This is a genomic window from Roseovarius sp. W115, assembly GCF_032842945.2.
Taxonomy (GTDB): Bacteria; Pseudomonadota; Alphaproteobacteria; order Rhodobacterales; family Rhodobacteraceae; genus Roseovarius; species Roseovarius rhodophyticola.
In genome coordinates this window covers 1,944,917-1,964,229 of record NZ_CP146606.1, presented here as the reverse complement: position 1 = coordinate 1,964,229, position 19,313 = coordinate 1,944,917, and the positions used below count along the sequence as shown (strand labels likewise).

General features: G+C 56.2%; 14 protein-coding genes. 7 read left to right on the top strand and 7 right to left on the bottom strand.

What is annotated here, in order from left to right:
• Positions 1–239: 239 nt before the first annotated feature.
• The 3 genes from phbB to RZS32_RS09880 form a co-directional block, all read right to left on the bottom strand.
• Positions 240–962, bottom strand: a complete 723-nt coding sequence (gene phbB / locus RZS32_RS09890; RefSeq protein WP_317056815.1) for an acetoacetyl-CoA reductase — start codon at positions 960–962, stop codon at positions 240–242.
• Positions 963–1,032: 70 nt separating this feature from the next.
• Entirely contained in the window at positions 1,033–2,208 is a 1,176-nt protein-coding gene (locus RZS32_RS09885; protein WP_317056814.1) for an acetyl-CoA C-acetyltransferase, read from the bottom strand.
• Positions 2,209–2,345: 137 nt separating this feature from the next.
• Positions 2,346–3,182, bottom strand: coding sequence for an EAL domain-containing protein (locus tag RZS32_RS09880; protein WP_317056813.1), 837 nt, complete (start codon positions 3,180–3,182; stop codon positions 2,346–2,348).
• A 122-nt stretch (positions 3,183–3,304) separates the two neighbouring features.
• Here RZS32_RS09880 and RZS32_RS09875 point away from each other — a divergent pair, with 122 nt between their 5' ends.
• Positions 3,305–3,883, top strand: coding sequence for a DNA-3-methyladenine glycosylase I (locus RZS32_RS09875; protein WP_317056812.1), 579 nt, complete (start codon positions 3,305–3,307; stop codon positions 3,881–3,883).
• A gap of 86 nt (positions 3,884–3,969) precedes the next feature.
• On the opposite strand, the gene RZS32_RS09870 is transcribed toward RZS32_RS09875, so the two are convergent.
• Positions 3,970–4,740, bottom strand: a complete 771-nt coding sequence (locus tag RZS32_RS09870; RefSeq protein WP_317056811.1) for a lysophospholipid acyltransferase family protein — start codon at positions 4,738–4,740, stop codon at positions 3,970–3,972.
• Between the two features lie 267 nt (positions 4,741–5,007).
• Between RZS32_RS09870 and rlmN the strand changes: the two genes are divergently transcribed.
• The gene (gene rlmN, locus RZS32_RS09865; RefSeq protein ID WP_339106605.1) at positions 5,008–6,189 is read left to right on the top strand and encodes a 23S rRNA (adenine(2503)-C(2))-methyltransferase RlmN; all 1,182 of its coding nucleotides are present in this window, start codon (positions 5,008–5,010) and stop codon (positions 6,187–6,189) included.
• 194 nt (positions 6,190–6,383) lie between these two features.
• On the opposite strand, the gene RZS32_RS09860 is transcribed toward rlmN, so the two are convergent.
• From RZS32_RS09860 to RZS32_RS09850, 3 genes are read right to left on the bottom strand one after another with little or no spacing between them, the layout of a single operon-like run.
• Positions 6,384–7,754, bottom strand: coding sequence for an HlyD family type I secretion periplasmic adaptor subunit (locus RZS32_RS09860; protein ID WP_317056810.1), 1,371 nt, complete (start codon positions 7,752–7,754; stop codon positions 6,384–6,386).
• On the bottom strand, positions 7,751–9,517 hold the full coding sequence (locus RZS32_RS09855; protein ID WP_317056809.1) for a type I secretion system permease/ATPase: 1,767 nt from the start codon (positions 9,515–9,517) through the stop codon (positions 7,751–7,753). The genes RZS32_RS09860 and RZS32_RS09855 overlap by 4 nt, the downstream gene beginning before the upstream one ends.
• Before the next feature lie 56 nt (positions 9,518–9,573).
• Positions 9,574–14,475: a beta strand repeat-containing protein gene (locus tag RZS32_RS09850; protein WP_317056808.1), complete on the bottom strand. Its 4,902-nt coding sequence runs from the start codon at positions 14,473–14,475 to the stop codon at positions 9,574–9,576.
• 364 nt (positions 14,476–14,839) lie between these two features.
• Between RZS32_RS09850 and RZS32_RS09845 the strand changes: the two genes are divergently transcribed.
• The 5 genes from RZS32_RS09845 (at position 14,840) to RZS32_RS09825 (ending at position 19,312) form a co-directional block, all read left to right on the top strand.
• The gene (locus RZS32_RS09845; protein ID WP_317056807.1) at positions 14,840–15,772 is read left to right on the top strand and encodes a LysR family transcriptional regulator; all 933 of its coding nucleotides are present in this window, start codon (positions 14,840–14,842) and stop codon (positions 15,770–15,772) included.
• Positions 15,773–16,255: 483 nt separating this feature from the next.
• Positions 16,256–16,441 carry a hypothetical protein gene (locus tag RZS32_RS09840; protein ID WP_317056806.1) on the top strand — a complete coding sequence of 62 codons (186 nt, stop codon included), beginning with the start codon at positions 16,256–16,258 and terminating at the stop codon, positions 16,439–16,441.
• A 76-nt stretch (positions 16,442–16,517) separates the two neighbouring features.
• Positions 16,518–17,408 carry an S-methyl-5'-thioadenosine phosphorylase gene (locus RZS32_RS09835; RefSeq protein WP_317056805.1) on the top strand — a complete coding sequence of 297 codons (891 nt, stop codon included), beginning with the start codon at positions 16,518–16,520 and terminating at the stop codon, positions 17,406–17,408.
• Positions 17,409–18,035: a LysE family translocator gene (locus RZS32_RS09830; RefSeq protein ID WP_317056804.1), complete on the top strand. Its 627-nt coding sequence runs from the start codon at positions 17,409–17,411 to the stop codon at positions 18,033–18,035.
• Positions 18,032–19,312: a DoxX-like family protein gene (locus RZS32_RS09825; protein WP_317056803.1), complete on the top strand. Its 1,281-nt coding sequence runs from the start codon at positions 18,032–18,034 to the stop codon at positions 19,310–19,312. The genes RZS32_RS09830 and RZS32_RS09825 overlap by 4 nt, the downstream gene beginning before the upstream one ends.
• Position 19,313: the final 1 nt, after the last annotated feature.

Sequence of the window (19,313 nt, the reverse complement as noted above, 5' to 3'; positions counted from 1 at the left end):
AAGGCGCATATTCACATCAGACAAGTTAAACAGAAGGATCACCCGCCATGATCGAGATCACATCAAACGCCCGCCTCCGTGACGCCTACCGCGCCGCCCATCATGAACGCAGCCAGGTTATCGGCAACTTCTTTGCTCGCCTGATGCACAAAACGCCTTCCGCGTGATCGTTGCAAGTCAGCGGAAAAGCAAAGGGCCGGTCGCAGTGACCGGCCCTTCAATTTTTGAATGTCGCTGTCTTAAACGAAGAACTGCGCACCATTGGCCGAAATAGTCGAGCCGTTGATAAAGCCCGAGTCTTCCGACGCGAGGAAGCTCACGCAGCGCGCGATTTCTTCGGGTGTGCCAAGACGGCCAGCTGGAATGCCTGCAATGATCTTCTCGCGAATGCTCTCATCAATCGCCATAACCATTTCGGTCGCGATGTAGCCCGGGCAAATCGCGTTGGCAGTGATGCCCGCACGCGCACCTTCCTGCGCCAGCGATTTCACGATACCCAGATCGCCCGCTTTCGTGGCCGCATAGTTGACCTGACCGAACTGACCTTTTTGGCCGTTGATCGAGCTGATCACGATCACGCGGCCAAACTTGCGCTCTCGCATACCTGGCCAAACAGGGTGAACCGTGTTGAACACGCCTGTGAGATTGGTGTCGATCACCTCTTTCCACTGCTCAGGGCTCATGCGGTGGAATGGGGCGTCGCGGGTGATGCCCGCATTGGCCACAACGGTGTCGATCGGGCCAAGATCAGCTTCGATTTGAGCAATTCCGGCCTGGCTGGCGTCATAGTCGGCGACGTTCCATTTGTACGTCTTGATACCGGTTTCAGCCGTAAAGGCAGCGGCCTTTTCATCATTGCCGGCGTAAGTGGCGGCGACGTTGTAGCCTTCCGACTTCAGTTGTTTTGAAATGGCTTCACCGATACCACGGCTTCCGCCTGTGACGAGTGCAGTTCGGGACATGTTTCTTCCTCCGAAAATATGTGATCCGGGCCGAGCTATCTCGACCCGGATGGGATGTCATTGATTTGGATCAGGGGCGCTCAACGCAGAGCGCAACGCCCATGCCACCGCCGATGCAGAGCGTGGCCAGACCTTTTTTGGCATCGCGGCGCTTCATCTCAAAGAGAAGCGTGTTCAGAACACGACAGCCTGAGGCGCCAATTGGGTGGCCAATGGCAATCGCGCCACCGTTCACGTTCACAATCGACGGATCCCAACCCATGTCCTTGTTTACGGCACAGGCTTGGGCGGCGAAGGCCTCATTCGCTTCAACCAGATCAAGGTCAGCCACGCTCCAGCCCGCTTTGTCCAAGGCTTTGCGGCTGGCATGAATTGGCCCAACACCCATGATCGATGGATCAAGACCCGCTGTCGCATAAGATGCGATCCGTGCCAAAGGCTCGATGCCGCGCTTCTCGGCATTGTCAGCGCTCATCAATAGCACAGCAGCTGCACCGTCATTCAGGCCCGACGCATTGGCCGCTGTCACCGAACCATCCTTTGTAAAGGCCGGGCGCATCTTGGCCATCGCCTCAATGTTTGCGCCGTGGCGGATGTATTCATCGCTGTCTACCACAATATCACCTTTGCGGGTCTTCACCGTGAACGGCACGATTTCATCCGCAAACTTGCCGGCCTTTTGAGCCGCTTCTGCTTTGTTCTGCGACGCCACGGCAAACTCATCCTGCATGTCGCGGGTGATCTGCCACTGGTCGGCCACGTTTTCTGCGGTCTGGCCCATATGGTAGCCATTGAACGCATCCCAAAGACCGTCCCGGATCATCGTGTCGATGTATTTCATATCGCCCATTTTGTGTCCAGCACGCAGCGCGGCGGCATGAGGGCTGAGGGTCATGTTCTCTTGACCACCGGCTGCGACGACATCCGCGTCACCCAACTGGATATGCTGTGCACCCAGTGCCACGGCCCGAAGACCCGAGCCACAAACCTGGTTGAGGCCCCAAGCGGATGATTCCACGGGTAAGCCTGCGTTCACATGCGCCTGACGCGCAGGGTTTTGACCCTGAGCGGCGGTCAGAACCTGACCAAGGATAGTTTCAGATACATCCGACTTTTCCACGCCAGCCCGCTCGACGACAGCTTCCAGAACGGCAGCCCCCAGATCATGAGCAGGAGTATTGGCGAATGAGCCGGAAAAAGAACCCACGGCGGTCCGAGCCGCGGATGCGATGACGACATTTGTCATGTTGTCCTCCACGAATTTAGGTTTCACATTTCGAGGAAGACCTTGCAGCAACAAACGGTAGCGTACCGGATTCCCCGCCTCTCGCGACGGGGTTTACCGCAGGCGCCGCAGCGCGGCAATGTACGTAGTGTCACAGGTCAGGCCGAAGCGGCGCGCTCTTGCCGAACTTCTTCCCACGGCGCATGAATTGTGGGCGCCCCAAAGTAGTAGCCCTGAAGACAGTCAAATCCCATATGGCTAAGATACACCGCATCGCGCGGGTTCTCGACACTTTCCGCCACGGTCACCAGGTCAAACTGCTCGGCAATGGACAAAAGCGCGCGTGTAAGAACCTGATTGTCCGGATCATCCGCAATACCGCGAATGAATTGGCCATCTACTTTCAGAATATCGAAATAGAAATCCCTCAGATATCGGAAAGACGTATAGCCCCCTCCGAAATCATCGAGCGCAAAACTGATGCCTTTGCGTTGCAGGTCGGACATGAAACTGACCACAAGCTCCGGAATGAGCATTGCCGAGCTTTCGGTGATTTCCAAAATGAGACGCTCTGCAACTGTCGGATCTTTGGCAATCCCGCGTTTGAGCGACCGCATCCAACGGGGATAGCCGATGGAGCGCGCCGACATGTTAATCGCCAGTCGAAGACTGGGAAACCGCCTGAGGCAGGCCAGCCCTTTTTCCAAAGCCAGACAATCAATGATCCGCCCGGTTTCCGTCGCCTCGATGGACCCTATGAAGTCCCGCGCGGGAATGATCCGCCCGGTGGGGTCAAGCACCCGGATCAGACCTTCGTAAAAGGCCGGCCGCGCCTGATCCCCGGCCGGGACGATTGACTGGTACGCCAGCGTCACTTGCTTGTGCCGCACAGCCTCATCCACCATGCGAATAACCGACTGGTCACGCGATGAAATCGCATAGGCCATAGGGCTATCGTGCCCCGCCGGAATATTTGCCCAAATTTTCTTACCCATACCAGTCTCCGCAACGACGACCCCAATTCCACTCCGGCACACCTTGCGCATTGGCGGCTAAGGAATTGTTAAATGCATAATTTGAGTCATAGTGTGCACTTCAAGGAATGTTTGGAGACACCATGTCAGATCGCTGCGGTTGGGTGGGCATGGACCCCATCTATGAGGCCTATCATGACACTGAATGGGGCGTGCCCGAATATGACAGCCGCGCGCTTTGGGAAAAGCTTATCCTCGACGGGTTTCAGGCCGGGCTGAGCTGGATCACGATCCTCAAGAAACGCGACAACTTTCGTGCTGCATTTCAAGGGTTTGACCCAAATATCCTGGCCACTTGGGGTGAAGCCGAGGTCACGCATCTGTTGCAAGATGCAGGCATCATCCGCCACCGCGGCAAGATCGAGGCGACCCTTTCAAACGCCCGTGTCTGGCAAGAGATTGAGGCGGAGACGGGCTTTGATACATATCTGTGGACCTACATGGGTGGTACACCTTTGCAGAACCAGTGGCGCACACTTGAAGAGGTGCCCACCGAAACAGAAATCTCCCGCGCAATTTCGAAAGATTTGAAGAAACGTGGCTTCAAGTTTTGCGGCCCCACAATCGTATATGCCTTTATGCAGGCCGTTGGCATGGTCAACGACCACTTGGTGACATGCCCTTGCCATGAAAAGGTGGCGAAATTGGGTGATCGGCGATGAGTTGAAGTTGAGAGCACGCACGGGTCTCTCAGATGACCTCCGCCGTCAGCTGAAATCGTTCTTTGCCCTTCAGATTGAGAGAGGTGTCACTGCTCAAAAGCGGCCATCATCAATGCGCGCAGTCGTGCCAAGTCCTGGTCTACGCTGACGGTCAGATCACACACAAAAGTTGGCAAAGCCTGCACGCGGATTTTCCCACTCCGCGGCAGGTATTTGCCACGGGGAAGCAACTGATCACTATCATGGATGATGATCGGGGTGATCGTTCGACCGGTTTCTCGAGCGACAAGAATAGCACCCGCTTTGAATTCCCCCAACGACCGCGTTTTGGCGCGTGTGCCTTCGGGAAAGAGGACAACGGAACGGCGGGCGGCCATGCCTTTGACGGCATTCGTCAGTGTTTGCATAGCCAATGAACCGGACTCTCGGTTTATGGGAACAAGACCCGCTCCATCGAAACCAGTGCGCAGCAACCTGCTGTTCCAAAACTCTGACTTTGCGGCGAACGTGAACCATTTGGCATCGGGTACAACATGCATCAACGTGAACCCATCAAGATGACTGCGGTGATTGACGACAATGATGCTGTCAGTATCAGCAGCAAGTGCAGCCTTCTCTTCAGGACGCATCTCGGCCCGAATGCTCAAAAGCCACAACAGCCGGGAACAGGATCGTTTCACCAACCGCCAATACCAGCCCCGAAACCCTTTGCGCTGCGCGCAGATCAAAGGAACGAAGGCGACAAAAAGGAAATAGAGCGGGCCAAACAGGATCAGGACAGCGCGTTTGATCAGACGCAATGGCAAAGGATCAATAGCGCGGGTTGCGCTATGATGACCGCTGGAAGAAGGAAGCATGACATCCTCAGACAAGGCCCGCAACAGGCACGTGAGCCATGAATGAAAGCCACGTAGTGGACGGAAGCATCATGACCTAAGCAACCGACGCACGAGCGCAAAGTCAGCGCACATCTCTCTATCTGCCGAAGACCGCATCAGATCAATGACAAATGTTCGCTTAATGGGATCCGGCAGGCCACACCGCCAGAAGACCTTTAATGAACCCTTTGGATTCCCTTCGACGCTCCTATATACGGGTGCATCTGACCCGGAACGCGCAAACCCATGACTGACACAGCCCCAATCACTCAGGATGTCCTGACCATCCCCCGCAAGCTGCCCGAGGGGCCTGTGAACCTTGTCGGTCTCACCCGCGACAGGCTCCGCGATACACTCATCGCCCACGGCACGCCGGAAAGGCAGGCCAAGATGCGCGTGAACCAGATCTGGCAGTGGATATACCAATGGGGTGTGCGCGATTTTCACGCCATGACAAACCTCTCCAAGGCGTACCGCGCTGAACTGGCCGATACCTTCACCATCGCCATTCCTGAGATTGTCGACAAACAGGTCAGCGCAGATGGCACCCGCAAGTATCTTGTGCGCATCGCCGGCGGGCATGAGGTTGAAACTGTCTACATCCCGGAGGAAGACCGCGGCACGCTTTGCATCTCTTCCCAGGTCGGCTGCACACTCACCTGTTCTTTCTGCCATACCGGCACGCAAAAGCTCGTCCGAAACCTGACTGCTGGAGAAATCATTGGGCAGGTTATGCTCGCGCGCGATGATCTTGGCGAATGGCCGCAACCCGGTGTCGGCTCCGGCACGGACGGCCCACGCCTTTTGTCCAACATTGTTCTTATGGGCATGGGTGAGCCGCTCTACAATTTCGACAATGTGCGCGACGCGATGAAGATCGCCATGGATGGCGAAGGCATAGCTCTTTCCCACCGCCGGATCACGCTGTCAACTTCTGGAATTGTCCCGGAGATCGCAAAGACCGCCGAAGAAATCGGCTGCATGCTCGCCGTGTCCTTCCACGCCACAACAGATGAAGTGCGCAACAAGCTGGTGCCGATCAACAAGAAGTGGAACATTGAAGCGCTTCTTGATGCCCTGCGCGCCTATCCAAAGGCCAGCAATTCCGAACGCATCACATTTGAGTATGTCATGCTCAAGGACGTCAACGACAGCGACGAAGATGCCCGCCGCCTGGTGCAACTGATCAAAGGCATTCCTGCCAAGATCAATCTCATCCCCTTCAACGAATGGCCCGGTGCGCCACATGAACGCAGCGACTGGACCCGCATCGAACGCTTTGCCGACATCATTTACAAAGCCGGATATGCCAGTCCAATTCGTACACCACGCGGAGAAGATATCATGGCTGCCTGCGGCCAGCTCAAATCCGCAACGGAACGCGAACGTAAATCACGAAAAGACATCGAAGCCGAGACAGGCCTCTGAACGTTGAGATACGCCAGGCTTGCGCCCGCCTTGGGTCCGGCCAAGCGAAAGCTCAGGCGTTGCGCGAAATGCCTCAACTCTCAGTATGCCTAGTCTCACCCAATGCAAACAACGCAAAAAAGCCCGTGGGCCGAGGTTACCCTCGGCCCACGAACGCACCTACTACGCATAGGCAGGGCTCTCGCCCAGCCCGCCTACTCGATAAACGTCCTTGCAAGGCGGTCACTGATGGGTTGCGCCAGGTATGAAAAGGCCGTTCTCTCGCCGGTACGGACAAACAGATCCGCCGGCATGCCCGGTAGCAGGTCCAACTCGGCAACTTGCGTGGGCTGATCCGCATCAAGTTTCACACGTGCCATGTAAAACTCCTCGCCTGTGCGGTCATCCTCCAGCGCATCCGCCGAGATGTCGAAAATCTGGCCAGTAGCTTCGGGCACATCCGCCTGCGCAAACGCAGACAGACGAATTCGTGTTTGCTGACCGATTTGAAGTTTGTCGATATCCGCGGTTTTGACGCGCGCCTCGACGATAAGCTCTTGATCTGCAGGCACAATGTCAAGAATAGGTTCACCCGGGCGGATCACGCCGCCGGTTGTAGAGACTTCAAGATTCACCACCCGGCCACTGGATGGCGCGAGGATCTCGATGCGTTTACGGCGTTCTGCAGCACCGGCAAATTGCGGCGTGACCAGTGCAAGCTGTGCTTCAACCGCGGCCAGTTCATTGGCAATCGCTTCGTCGCGCAGTTTCTGCGCGCTGACGCGGGTCAGCTCCAACTCCCGCGCCTGGTTTTCTGCCTGTGCGATCTGAGTGCGCAGCGACGCATCAACCCCGGCTAGCCGCTCCACCTCAACGCGACGTGCACTGATACGGGGAACGGTGACAAGACCCTGATCATAAAGCTGCTGCAGGCCAGCAAGCTCTTCTTTGGTGATCTCAAGTTGCCTGCGGGTGGAGTCGCGCTGTTCTTCGAGCCCACTGACCTGGTCTTTAAGACTCAGAATACGTTGCGACGCGATCTCCATCTCGGTTCGACGCGCACGAGCTTCGGTGTCAAACAGCTGCTTTTGCGTCAAAAATGCCGAATACCAGTGCAAACGATTCACCTCGGGCTGCAATTGCGCCATGGCATCCGCCTCGACAAAAGCGTCTCGTCCATTGATCTGTGCCAGAAGGCGCGCGCGGCGGACGCTCAATTCTCCAAGTTGGCTGCCGAGCACATTCATATCGACGTCAATATCGGTGCTGTCGAGGCGGATCAGAGGCTGACCCTGTTCTACAAACTCACCGTCAGAGATCAGAATGGCCCGAATGGTGCCGCCATCGATATGTTCGACCGTTTTGCGATTGCCTTCGACCACAAAAGAGGCCGGAGCGACAACTGCACCATCGAGCTTTGAGGCAAAAGACCAGTAAAGGGCACCGCCGACAAAAGCCAACAAGACGAACATGCCAAATGTGACATAGCGGCCAATCCTTGGCTCATATTGAGTGTTCGGTAAGGAATGCGTGTGATCAAGATGCGCGAGAGACCGCGCCTGTGAATGCGGGACAAGCTGTGTCATTGGATTGCTTCCTTCACAGAAGTTTCGGTTTCAGAGGCCGCCTGTTCAGCAGGAGCCTGTGTGATTGCTTTCTTCGGCGGTGTCGCAAGGACATTCTGACGGTTCATCTGGAGCACGTCGTCCTTGTCGCCGAACTGAGTTTGTGTGCCCTGACGCATGACCAGCACCTTGTTGACCGCCTGAAGCGTGGCCGGGCGGTGGGTCATCACGATTGATATGGCACCACGAGACTGTGCAGCTTGGAGCGCCTGTCTCAGAGCAGCTTCGCCTTCGGCATCGAGATCCGAGTTGGGCTCATCGAGCACCAGCAAGAAGGGATCGCCATAAAGCGCACGCGCCAGAGCCAGTCTTTGACGTTGACCGCCAGAGAGGAAAAACCCCTCACCGATCAATGTCTCGTAGCCATCAGGCAAAGATGAGATCAACTCGTGCACCCCGGCCTCACGCGCCGCGCGCAGAACTTCGGTATCGTCGATCTCGGTCGAAAACCGTCCAATGTTCTCGCGGATGGTGCCGTCGAACAATTCAACATCCTGCGGCAGGTAGCCGATCATCTGGCCGAGGTCCTGCTCGTTCCATTTAGACATCGGACTGCCGTCAAGAAGGACCTCACCACGTTGAGGTGCCCAAATTCCCGAGAGCATCTTGCCCAAAGTGGTTTTGCCTGATCCGCTTTGACCAATAATCGCCAGAACGTCTCCTGCGTGAAGTTCAAAGTCGATTCCACGCAAAGACGCATTGACAGCGAACGGTGGACCGGCCTGACCAATTTTTACGGCCATGGACTGATACGCGCGTGGCAGGCGCAGACGCTGTTCTTCTTCCTGGAACTCCACGGTCAGATCTTTGATTTTTTTGTAAGACCCGCGCGCGGCAAGAAATGTGCGCCATTGACCGATCAACTGGTCAATCGGGGCCAGCGCACGCGCCAGAACGATGGTGGCGGCAATCATTACGCCTGCGGTGGTTTCACCAGTGATTGCCAGAGCGGCACCGAAGCCGAGAATGGCGGACTGAAGGCCCATCCGGATGGTTTTGGAGAGCACAGAGAAACCTGCTATCCGATCAGACGTTTGGGTCTTGTGGACATGCGCCTCGCGCTGAAGGTCGGACCAACGGCGAGAGAGGTCACCTTTCATTCCAAGGGCATGGACCACTTCGGCGTTACGATCACTGGTTTGGAAGAGCGCATCAGAACGGCTGCGAGCTTCCGAAGCCAATTGCATCGGTGCACGTGCACGTGAGTTGTTGATCAAAGCCATGATGGTCAGAACAACAGCACCGGCCAACCCGAGCAGACTCAGGAAAGGGTGCAGAACATAAAGCACCAGCAGATAGATCGGGATCCAGGGCGCATCGAAGAATGCGGTCAGGGTTGTGCCTGAAATAAACTCGCGGAAGCCATTGATGTCATCCACGAGATTTTCACCGGGGGCGCTACGCCCTTCTACCCGGCGGCGCATCGCGGCACTCAGCACGGGGGCGCCAACATTGAGCTCAAATTTCGCGGCGAGGCGGTTGAGGATACGCATCCGCATGAGGTCGAGGCATGCGGTAACAACAAAAACGCCACCCAGAAGCAATGTCAGAGCCACCAGTGTTTCCATATTCTGGCTGGTGAGAACCCGATCATAGACCTGAAGCATGTAAAGGGGGCCGGCGAGCATAAGAAGGTTGAGAAAGAGGCTGAAGAAGGCAACGGCGAGGAACCCTTTGCGAAGCGAGGACCAAGCACGTTTGACGGGGCTAGGTTTCTTAAACATGGGAATGCCTTTCATGAGTTGAGGAGGGCGACGCAAAGCCGCCCTCCTGTTTTGCGTTAAGCTACGAAGTCGTCGTCGTTCAGATCGGAGCTGCTGACACCCGCCAGACGCACCGAACCTTGGTCGCCGAAGCTGATGAGGGCATCGTCCCCGTCTTGGCTGACGCTGACGCTTGGGCCTGCACTGAGGCCAAAGGCCGAACCAAAGTCGCCAAACTGAAGCGAGTCGACACCGGCTTCGAAGTCCTGGATGATGTCGTTGCCAAAGGCTCCTTCGAAGATGAAGGTGTCTGCACCTGCGCCACCGATCAGAACATCGTCGCCGCCTTCACCGTTGAGAACATCGTCACCAGCTTGGCCGTTCAGAGTGTTCGCACCGGAGTTGCCGGACAGAATGTCCGCACCACCGTTGGCGCTGCCTGCGTTGTTCGAGCCATTGATGTTCTCAAAGTTGAACACGCTGTCGAGCGTCGCACCTTCAGGAGCGTTCAGAGTAGCAACACCGTTGCCCTCTTCATCGAGATCAAGAACAACACCGCCACCAGCTGTGAAGAGCGCTGTATCTGTGCCCTCGCCGCCGTCGATGATATCCGCGCCTCCGAAGGAATGGATCGCATCATTGCCATCGCCGCCTTCGAGAACGTTGATCTCGTTGTTGCCCAGGATCAGGTCATTGCCATCCGAACCCGTCACGTTTTCGAAATCATCGAACTCGATCAGGATTTCACCGTCTTGGATGATGGCACCATCTTGTGGGCCTTCACCGCCAACAGCAGCCGGGTTTGGCGCAGGACCGCTCAGGTCAAGGTCAACAGTTACACCATCGAACTGGTCCAGTACGATTGTGTCTGCATCGCCCGATCCGATCACCTGATCAACACCGATAAGCTCGATGACTTCGATCTGGTTGTCGATCACGTCTTCGCCTATCACGCCAGTGCCACCTGTGGCATTGACGTCCAGAGTTGCGCCAGCATCCACCAATGTGTCCTGCACAACCGGGCCGTTTTGACCGGCAGGTGCATTGTGCAAGTGGATGGCTGAAACAACACCCGGGATCGGGGTCAGAAGGTCAGCTTCGTTGAGGCCAACAACACTCAGCTCGCTTGAGTAGAGAACATTGCCTTCCTCGTCGAACGAGATCGTCACCGTTGCTTCACCTGTGGCTTCGCTATCGGATGTTGGACCAGGTTCCTGGCTTGCATCCAACGACCCAGCAAGTTCGATGACACGGTCATGTCCTCGGCCTGTATCGCTAACCACAGACAGTTGGCCACGGATTTCACCACCCGGGAAGTCAGCTGTGTGGATGTTGTAGTAGAGGTTGCCAGCAACCGCTTGTTCCACAAACTGCGCTCCATTGGCGATCGCCGAACCAAACTGACCGGGGCTGTCGATCACAGCATCCTCAACAACAACGGTGAAGCCGGTGTCGCGGGTTGCGGTGCCATTGCCGTTCTCGTCAACACTGACGGTCACTGCAACGTCCAGGTCCGAGAAGTCAGCCACAACTGGGGCGTCTTCCACTCCGATGATCACGTCACCATCGTCGGTGCCAATGACCGCCTCGATTGAGGACAGAACATCAACTTCGATCTGGTTGTCGATCACGTCTTCGCCGATCACGCCGGTGCCACCTGTGGCATTGACGTCCAGAGTTGCACCGGCATCCAACAATGTGTCCTGTACAACCGGGCCGTTTTGACCGGCAGGTGCATTGTGCAGGTGGATGGCTGAAACAACACCCGGGATCGGGGTCAGAAGGTCAGCTTCGTTGAGGCCAACAACGCTCAGCTCGCTTGAGTAGGTCACTTCCCCTGTTTCCAGGTTCTGAGTGATCACCACTGTCGCGTCGCCCGTGGCTTCGCTGTCGGATGTTGGACCAGGTTCCTGGCTTGCATCCAGACCGCCGCTGAGTTCGATGGTGCGGATATTGCCAACCGTCTCATCGCTATCAACAAGCAACTGACCGCGGATTTCACCGCCCGGGAAGTCAGCCGTGTGGATGTTGTAGTACAGGTTGCCCAGTACCGCTTGGTCCACAAAGGCTGCGCCATCAGCAATCGCTGAGCCGAACTGAGCCGGGTTGGCGACAACCGCATTCACGACAGAGACATTGAAGCCTACGTCACGTGTGGCTGTACCATTGCCGTTTTCGTCCAGTTCAACTGTGACAGCAACGTCCAGATCAGAGAAGTCTGCTGTGTCAAAGCCATCACCACCGTCGATGAAGTCATTGCCCAGACCGCCGGTGATCACATTGTCTGCATCACCTGCGATGACAACGTCATCACCTGCGCCGCCGACGATGTCGCCGTTTGTTGTGCCCAGATCGACAAAGATGTCTTCGCCGTCGCTCAGCAGAACGTTGCCGTTGATTACACCCTCATCGTCGTTGACGATTGTCACTGAACCAGCGTCTGATGCATCGATTGCGTTGACTGCGCCGTTGATTTCACCCTCATTGAGGATGGCACCAACAAGGTTCAGACCACCGTCCACCCGGATACCAGCAGCGGCATCAGAATCTTCAGAGCCGGAGATCACGCCTTCGTTGATCACAACACCTGCGAAAGACGCATCTTCCTGGCTTGTGAAGAGACGCAGGCCGTCACCAATCTGATTTCCTTCAACCGCGTCGCCGCGACCTTGGAAGACACCGCCTTCTTCGTTGACGATCACAGCCGAGACAACGTCACCCGCTTCATCACCTGTTTGCAGCGAAACAGCAGATCCGTTGTTGCCAAGGCCAGCATCAACCGTGCCGGAGTTGGTGAAGGAGTAGTTGTCAGCAGTACCATCAGCATAGACAGTGCCGTTGCGCTGGTTGCCGGTGCCGAGGATGTCGCCTTCGTTGACAACTTCGAGACCTTCGCCGTCGATGTTGAGCGCGCGGCTGTCGGAGGTCACAGTGCCACGGTTTACAAACGAACCGCCTGTGTGATCACCAGTGCCGAAGTAGACGCCATTCTGGCCACCCTCAAACACACCACCTTCTTCGTTGATCAGCTCACCTTGGAAGTTGATGTTGTTGACGGACCGGAACGCACCGACTGTGCCATTGGCACCTTCAGAGGCCACCAGACCAGAGTTGACGATCGTTCCGTCAAACGTGCCGGAGTTGCCGACGTTCCCAATCCGGATGCCGTCGCCTGCAGCGTTGACACCAGCAGCAGCGTTGCCGCGACCCTGGATTGTACCTTCGTTGTTAAGCTCGAAGGTGTTCTCACCGTCAATCTCGGCACCAAAGCCAGACCCTTCATTGCCTTCACCTGCGTCGATGACACCGGTTTCTTGGTTGTTGAAGGTGAAGTCCTGGGCTGTGCCATCCGCATAGACAGTGCCGTTGCGCTGGCTGGCTGTGCCGATGATGTCACCTGCGTTGTTCACTTCAAGGCCAATGCCATCAATGTTGAACGCACGGCTGTCAGACGAAATGGTTCCGCCTTCGAGGTTGTTGAACACACCACCAGTGTGATCTGCGCCTTCGCCAGCCACTGGGTTACCAAAATAAACACCGTTCTGAACACCGGAGATATCGCCGGAGTTGTTGAACTCACCTTGGAAGGACACACCGTTTACAAAGCGAACACCGGCAACCGTGCCGTTGGCCCCTTCGGAGTCGATGGTGCCTGTGTTGTTGATCACAGCGTCGGTTGTTCCAACATTGCCAACGTTACCGATACGCACACCGTCGCCAGCGGCATTGGTGCCAGCTGCGGCATTGCCACGGCCTTGAATGGTGCCTGCGTTATCTAGGGTGAACGAATTCGCCCCATCTTCCGCACCACCGATTTCAACACCAAAGCCTGAGCCCTGGTTTCCTTCGCCGGCGTCGATTGTGCCAGTGGCCAGGTTGTTGACTTCGAAATCGTCAGCTGTGCCATCGGCGTATACTGTGCCGTTGCGCTGATCGTCTGTGCCAAGGATGTCACCACCGTTGACCAGGTTTACGCCTGTGCCGTCGATGTTAACCGCGCGGCTGTCGGATTGGATTGTGCCGAAGTTCAGCACGTCGATGTCATGTTCGCCCTGACCGATGTAAAGACCGTTAGCAGCACCCTCGATCACACCTGTGGACGTGTTGAGGATCTCGCCTTCCGCATTGGCCCCATCCGCGATGCGGATACCACCGGCTGTGCCTTGTTCGCTCTCGGAAGAGATCAGACCAGCGTTGACAATCTCGGTGTCGAGGATCGCGCCTTCTGCGCCATCGTCAATCCGGATGCCGTCACCGGCGAGCGTTGTGTTGGACGCGGCCTGACCGCGGCCCTGAATGACGCCACCCACACCGTTGAAAATATCCGTTTCGACCACGTCACCAACTTCATCACCAACCTGGAGCGAGATACCCGCGCCCTGGTTGTCTTCACCGGCGTCGATTGTGCCGCCCGAGAAGTTCGAAATGGTGATGTCTTCGGCAGTGCTGTTGGTGTAGATCGTACCGTTGCGCTGATCGCCAGTTCCGACGATGTCGCCGAAGTTACGGACGTCAATGCCTTCGCCTTGGATGTCAACGGCGCGGCTGTCGGAAGAAATGACGCCGCCACGGAAGTTATCGAGGCTGCCGGAGCTTTGTGCACCAGCGAACTGAACACCGTTAAACTCACCAGCGATTTCACCAAAGTTGCGGATGTCCGCGCTTCCGGTCACTTGGACGCCTGTGGCCGTCAAGACATCTGCGCCGTTGTTCGCTTCGATGCTGCCGGAGCGGAAGTTGAAGATATCAGCATCCTCACCTTCAGCCAGAACGGCCGCCACAGCGTTGTTGGTTGTGATCTCACCAAAGTTCAGCAAACGCGAAAAGTCGTTCGCCAAAACAAACGCGGGCGTGTCATCCACAACCGTGCTTTGGAAGAAGTTGTTAAACAAGGTCTGACCGTCGCGGGTCGTCTCTTGCGCCAACGACGACGACGTCAAAAGACGTGCGCGCAGGCTGGATAGAAGTTGGAAAAGCATGGGTTACTCCATCATTCTTGCTTTGACATGCAGTCGCCCCTCGCAACGGGGGTTCGTACGAGCAAAGGTCTATGCAGCCGGCCTGGTCAGCAGAAATTCATGTTCCGAATTGGTCCTATAACCAACGCGAATACTCACGGCGTTCGTGAAAAGGCGTTCAAAAAAATGAATTAAAACAAATTCTTAGATTTCATCGATCACACTTCGCGGTTTATTCAATGCCATGTTTTGACAAAACCGTCAGCAAACGTGATTGCGTTTTCGGCGTGTATAGCGTGTATTTTGTGTGACACCGCGTGCGACAATCCGGCTAGAACGAACCGCTGCCTCGAAATTATCGAACATTGAATCGCGAACTGATCTTATGAATCTAAGAGACTTGGAATATGTCGTTGCTGTTGCAAAACACGGCAACTTCAGCCAGGCAGCGGCAGTGTGCAACGTTTCGCAACCCGCTCTGTCCAATCAGATCAAAAAACTGGAGCAAGAGCTCGGTGCAGACCTGTTTTTGCGGCTCAGTGGCGAAGTACGGCTTACTGATTGCGGACAGCGTGTCGCGGAAATCGCAGAGCGCGTGCTGGATGACGCGCAGAGGATTAAGGACACAGCAACGCAGTTTAGAGACCCCGAGGCCATTCCATTCAAAATTGGGATGACCCCGACATTGGCGCCATATCTCACGCAGTACTTCGCAGATTTGTTCAAGGCTCTTTTCCCGAGCATGAAAGTTATCATGATCGAAGATCTGCCGCACAACATGTTGCAGATGGTGGAAGATCACAAACTGGACACCGCTTTGGTGGCAAAGTCTAATCACAAAGGCGATCTGGATTTTACATCAATTTGGTCTGAGCCGCTTTACCTGGCAATGCGCGAAGAGCACCCACTAAGCACTTTGTCATCGATCACGCCCGAAGACGTGCCGACACACGATTTCATTCGGCTGCCTTATTCCTTCGGCTATGAGTTGGAGGCAAGACTTCCCTCACCGGACAGCAGCAGCCGAATTGGCAAACGTTTTGATCTCTCTGCCCTAAGATTTGAAACCGTATGCCGGCATGTATGCCATTCAGACGATTGCACCATTGTCTCGGCATTGGCGGCTGAACAGTTCAAGAAAGACCTATGGCCAATGAGTTTTGTGCCGTTTGAAGGCCCAGGTAACCTACGCAACCTTGGCGCCGCCTCGCGCCCAAACTGCCCACGCAAACCATTACTCGAAAAAATCGGCCGCTATATCCAAAATACTCCTCCCAAGGGTGTGACACCGACATTTGGCTCAGAGGAAGCAAGCTGATGATTGTTCAACCCGGTTCTACATCGCTGTAAAAGCTTTTTGCGCAAAACCTGACTCGTTGAATTTGGTCTTAGTCCTTGTGACCTGAAAATGGCTGCCCAGATCGATGTGGCCCGCCACTGGCAAAATCCTGAGTACCAATCCTGTACCCTGCCGCGAGCAATGTATTGAGATGTAAGTCGGACGAGGTGTGTAAAGCACCTGCTAACACATTCGACATCTTGGGTGTTGCGACGCGCCCGGCTTGTTAACCAACACCACTTATCGACGTTGCACCTATGCAATACCGACGTGATACCGACGTATTACCGATGTCGAAATCCCCATGAAACAAAGGCTTTAACCATTTCGCACGCGAAGTGCTTTATCCCGCACCGTCACATGCCGCGAAAACAGTCCAACCCCGCCCCATTTCAGCACGATTGTTGCCACATCCCATGCTTATCCATGGAATCATCATTGAATGTTAGGGGTAACAAAACAATGCCGACCAATCCGACAGAGATCCGCGACTTCGTCATGCGCGAGCGCGAGCTTGCCTTGTCCGAGCGCGAATGGAAATTCCGGCTGCAAGGCTATGGCTACGACATCCGCAACACCGATGAAGGCACAGTCGTGACCTCACTCATCGGCGGACGTGAAATCTGCACGCTGGGTGCCGCTGCCTAAGGCCACCTTGCCGATTTAAGACTTGATCTCCGCAACTTGCCGCGTTTGTGTGACGGCAAGCAGCGGAGGACAGCACATGCCACAAACCTGTATCGCCGTGATCGGCGGCTCAGGCGTTTATGACATTGACGGGCTTGAAGGCGCTGATTGGGTTAGTGTCGACAGCCCATGGGGCGTTCCATCTGATCAATTCCTGACCGGCATGTTGAACGGCGTCAAAATGGTCTTCTTGCCCCGCCATGGTCGCGGGCATGTGCACTCTCCCAGCACCGTTCCTTATCGTGCCAACATAGATGCGCTCAAACGGCTGGGCGTGACAGATGTGATCAGCGTTTCGGCCTGTGGCTCATTTTGCGAAGAAATGGCGCCCGGCGATTTTGTTGTTGTAGATCAATTTATTGACCGAACGTTTGCACGAGAAAAATCATTTTTCGGCACAGGCCTCGTCGCGCATGTCAGCGTCGCGCATCCAACCTGTCCACGCCTTGGAGAGGCCTGTGAAACCGCCGCGCGCGAGACCGGGATCACGGTTCATCGCGGCGGCACTTACCTGGCCATGGAAGGTCCGCAATTCTCGACGTTGGCGGAGTCAAAAATGTACCGTGAAAGCTGGGGCTGTGATGTCATTGGCATGACCAACATGCCCGAAGCCAAACTCGCCCGCGAGGCCGAGCTCTGTTACGCCTCCGTTGCCATGATCACCGACTACGACAGCTGGCATCCTGACCACGGTGAAGTAGACGTCACGCAAATCATCGCCACGCTCATGGGCAATGCCGACAAAGCCCGCACTATGGTCTCGCGTCTGCCCGACCTACTTGGACCGGAGCGCGCGCCTTGCCCACACGGCTGTGACCGGGCGCTGGAATACGCCATCCTGACGACACCTGAGGCGCGTGATCCTGCGCTCACAGCCAAGCTGGATGCCGTGGCGGGCCGCGTACTTTGTCCAAGGGAGGACGCATAGATGCCACTCGATCTCTGGCTGACCTTCGTGGCCGCCTCAACTGCGCTACTGCTCGTTCCAGGACCAACCGTCCTTCTGGTCCTCTCTTACGCGCTGAGCCAGGGCCGCCGCGTTGCCGTGGCCAGTGCAACAGGTGTGGCCTTGGGGGACCTTGTGGCCATGTCCGCATCACTGGCAGGATTAGGGGCCCTGGTGCTGGCCTCCGCCACGCTGTTCACCATTCTCAAATGGGTTGGCGCGATTTACCTTATATATATTGGGATCAAGCTTTTGCGCAGCGCGCCAAGCAACGGTCTTGAAACCCTGACACCCAATGAGAAACCAGCACGCGGTGTGTTTTGGCATGCCGCAGCCGTAACCGCGCTTAACCCGAAATCCATTGCGTTTTTCATCGCCTTCGTGCCGCAGTTTGTGTCTGTAAACCAGCCACTTATGCCACAGTTCACCATCCTGATTGCCACCTTCGTGGGCCTTGCAGCAATCAATGCGCTGGCCTATGCTTTGCTCGCGGACAAGCTGCGCCAAACTATTGGACGCGGCAGCGTGATCACCTGGCTTACACGTGGCGGCGGCGTGGCTCTGATCGGCATGGGCGTGATGACGGCAACGTTGCGCCGCTCCCCGTGACAGACGCGTGCGGAAAGGTCCTTGTCCTCGGGGCAGATGGGTTCATTGGCCGCCACCTCGCCTTTGGCCTGCGCGACGCCGGATGGGATGTTCTGGCCTCCGCGCGGCGCCCTGAACGGTTGGAACGAATGGGGTTCAACACACTAAAGGCAGACCTCACATCGGCCGAGGCCCAGACACAGGACTATTGGCGCGACAAGCTTGAGGATGTAACCCACGTGGTCAATGCCGCTGGCGTGCTGCATGCCTCTGACACCACCTACAAAGCCGTGCATGTTGATGCCCCTAATGCTCTTTACGCTGCGATGAAAACCGTCCGCGGCATCCTCATCTCTGCCGTGGGAATAGACGAGGCAGACACCGCTTTTGCCCGTTACCGCCGCGACGGGGAACAAGCCGCCGAGGCACATGGAATGACGATCCTGCGCGCAGGTCTGGTATTGGCGGACACATCCTATGGTGGCTCATCTCTGGCGCGATCCCTTGCGGCTTTGCCTGTTGCCACACCTGTCGTCGGAAACGGTATGCAAACCTTTAATCCGATCCATGCCAGTGATCTGTCTTTGGTCGTTGATCACATGCTTCGCGGTTCGCATGGTCCAGGACCACACGAGATCGGCGGACCCGAGACCGTGACACAACGCGATATGATCGCCGCCATGCGCCAGTGGTTAGGTCTGCGCCCAACACTTGTGCTGCCTTTGCCGATGGCTGTGGCGCGCATGATGGGACGGCTGGGTGATGCTATGCGATGGGGACCAATATCGGCAACATCCGTCGCCCAGCTGAGCAGTGGTGTTGTGGCACAGACCGGCGAAGCCATCGCGAACCTCCCAAATGCACCCCGAGGATTCTCACAATTCCTCTTCGCACGTCCGGCAGGCACCCAAGACCTGTGGCATGCAAGGCTCTACCTCTTCCGCCCTCTGGTCAGGGTCGTACTGGGAGTGCTTTGGCTGGTATCCGGTGTCTTGGGACTTGTCTTGCCATCTGAAAGTTTCCTGCCGCTGGTCCAAAACGCCACTCTCCCAGATGGCCTGTTAATTGCCCTGGCCCGCCTCGGAGGGTTAGTCGATCTGGCGATCGCAGCAGCGCTGTTTCGAGGGTGGCGTCCAAAACTCATAGCTGGTCTCCAGGCCGCGATGGTCCTGTCTTACACGGTAGCTTTCACAGCCTTGGCCTCTGTGCTTTGGCTCTTGCCTTTAGGTGGCCTGCTCAAGAACCTGCCCATCCTCGCCCTCATCGCGGTCATGGCGATTCTGGAAGACGAGCGATAGC

Bases quoted from the DNA above. Each gene is read 5' to 3' on its own strand.
- phbB (WP_317056815.1), bottom strand. From the start codon at position 962: ATGTCCCGAACTGCACTCGTCACAGGCGGAAGCCGTGGTATCGGTGAA.
- RZS32_RS09885 (WP_317056814.1), bottom strand. From the start codon at position 2,208: ATGACAAATGTCGTCATCGCATCCGCGGCTCGGACCGCCGTGGGTTCT.
- RZS32_RS09880 (WP_317056813.1), bottom strand. From the start codon at position 3,182: ATGGGTAAGAAAATTTGGGCAAATATTCCGGCGGGGCACGATAGCCCT.
- RZS32_RS09875 (WP_317056812.1), top strand. From the start codon at position 3,305: ATGTCAGATCGCTGCGGTTGGGTGGGCATGGACCCCATCTATGAGGCC.
- RZS32_RS09870 (WP_317056811.1), bottom strand. From the start codon at position 4,740: ATGCTTCCTTCTTCCAGCGGTCATCATAGCGCAACCCGCGCTATTGAT.
- rlmN (WP_339106605.1), top strand. From the start codon at position 5,008: ATGACTGACACAGCCCCAATCACTCAGGATGTCCTGACCATCCCCCGC.
- RZS32_RS09860 (WP_317056810.1), bottom strand. From the start codon at position 7,754: ATGACACAGCTTGTCCCGCATTCACAGGCGCGGTCTCTCGCGCATCTT.
- RZS32_RS09855 (WP_317056809.1), bottom strand. From the start codon at position 9,517: ATGTTTAAGAAACCTAGCCCCGTCAAACGTGCTTGGTCCTCGCTTCGC.
- RZS32_RS09850 (WP_317056808.1), bottom strand. From the start codon at position 14,475: ATGCTTTTCCAACTTCTATCCAGCCTGCGCGCACGTCTTTTGACGTCG.
- RZS32_RS09845 (WP_317056807.1), top strand. From the start codon at position 14,840: ATGAATCTAAGAGACTTGGAATATGTCGTTGCTGTTGCAAAACACGGC.
- RZS32_RS09840 (WP_317056806.1), top strand. From the start codon at position 16,256: ATGCCGACCAATCCGACAGAGATCCGCGACTTCGTCATGCGCGAGCGC.
- RZS32_RS09835 (WP_317056805.1), top strand. From the start codon at position 16,518: ATGCCACAAACCTGTATCGCCGTGATCGGCGGCTCAGGCGTTTATGAC.
- RZS32_RS09830 (WP_317056804.1), top strand. From the start codon at position 17,409: ATGCCACTCGATCTCTGGCTGACCTTCGTGGCCGCCTCAACTGCGCTA.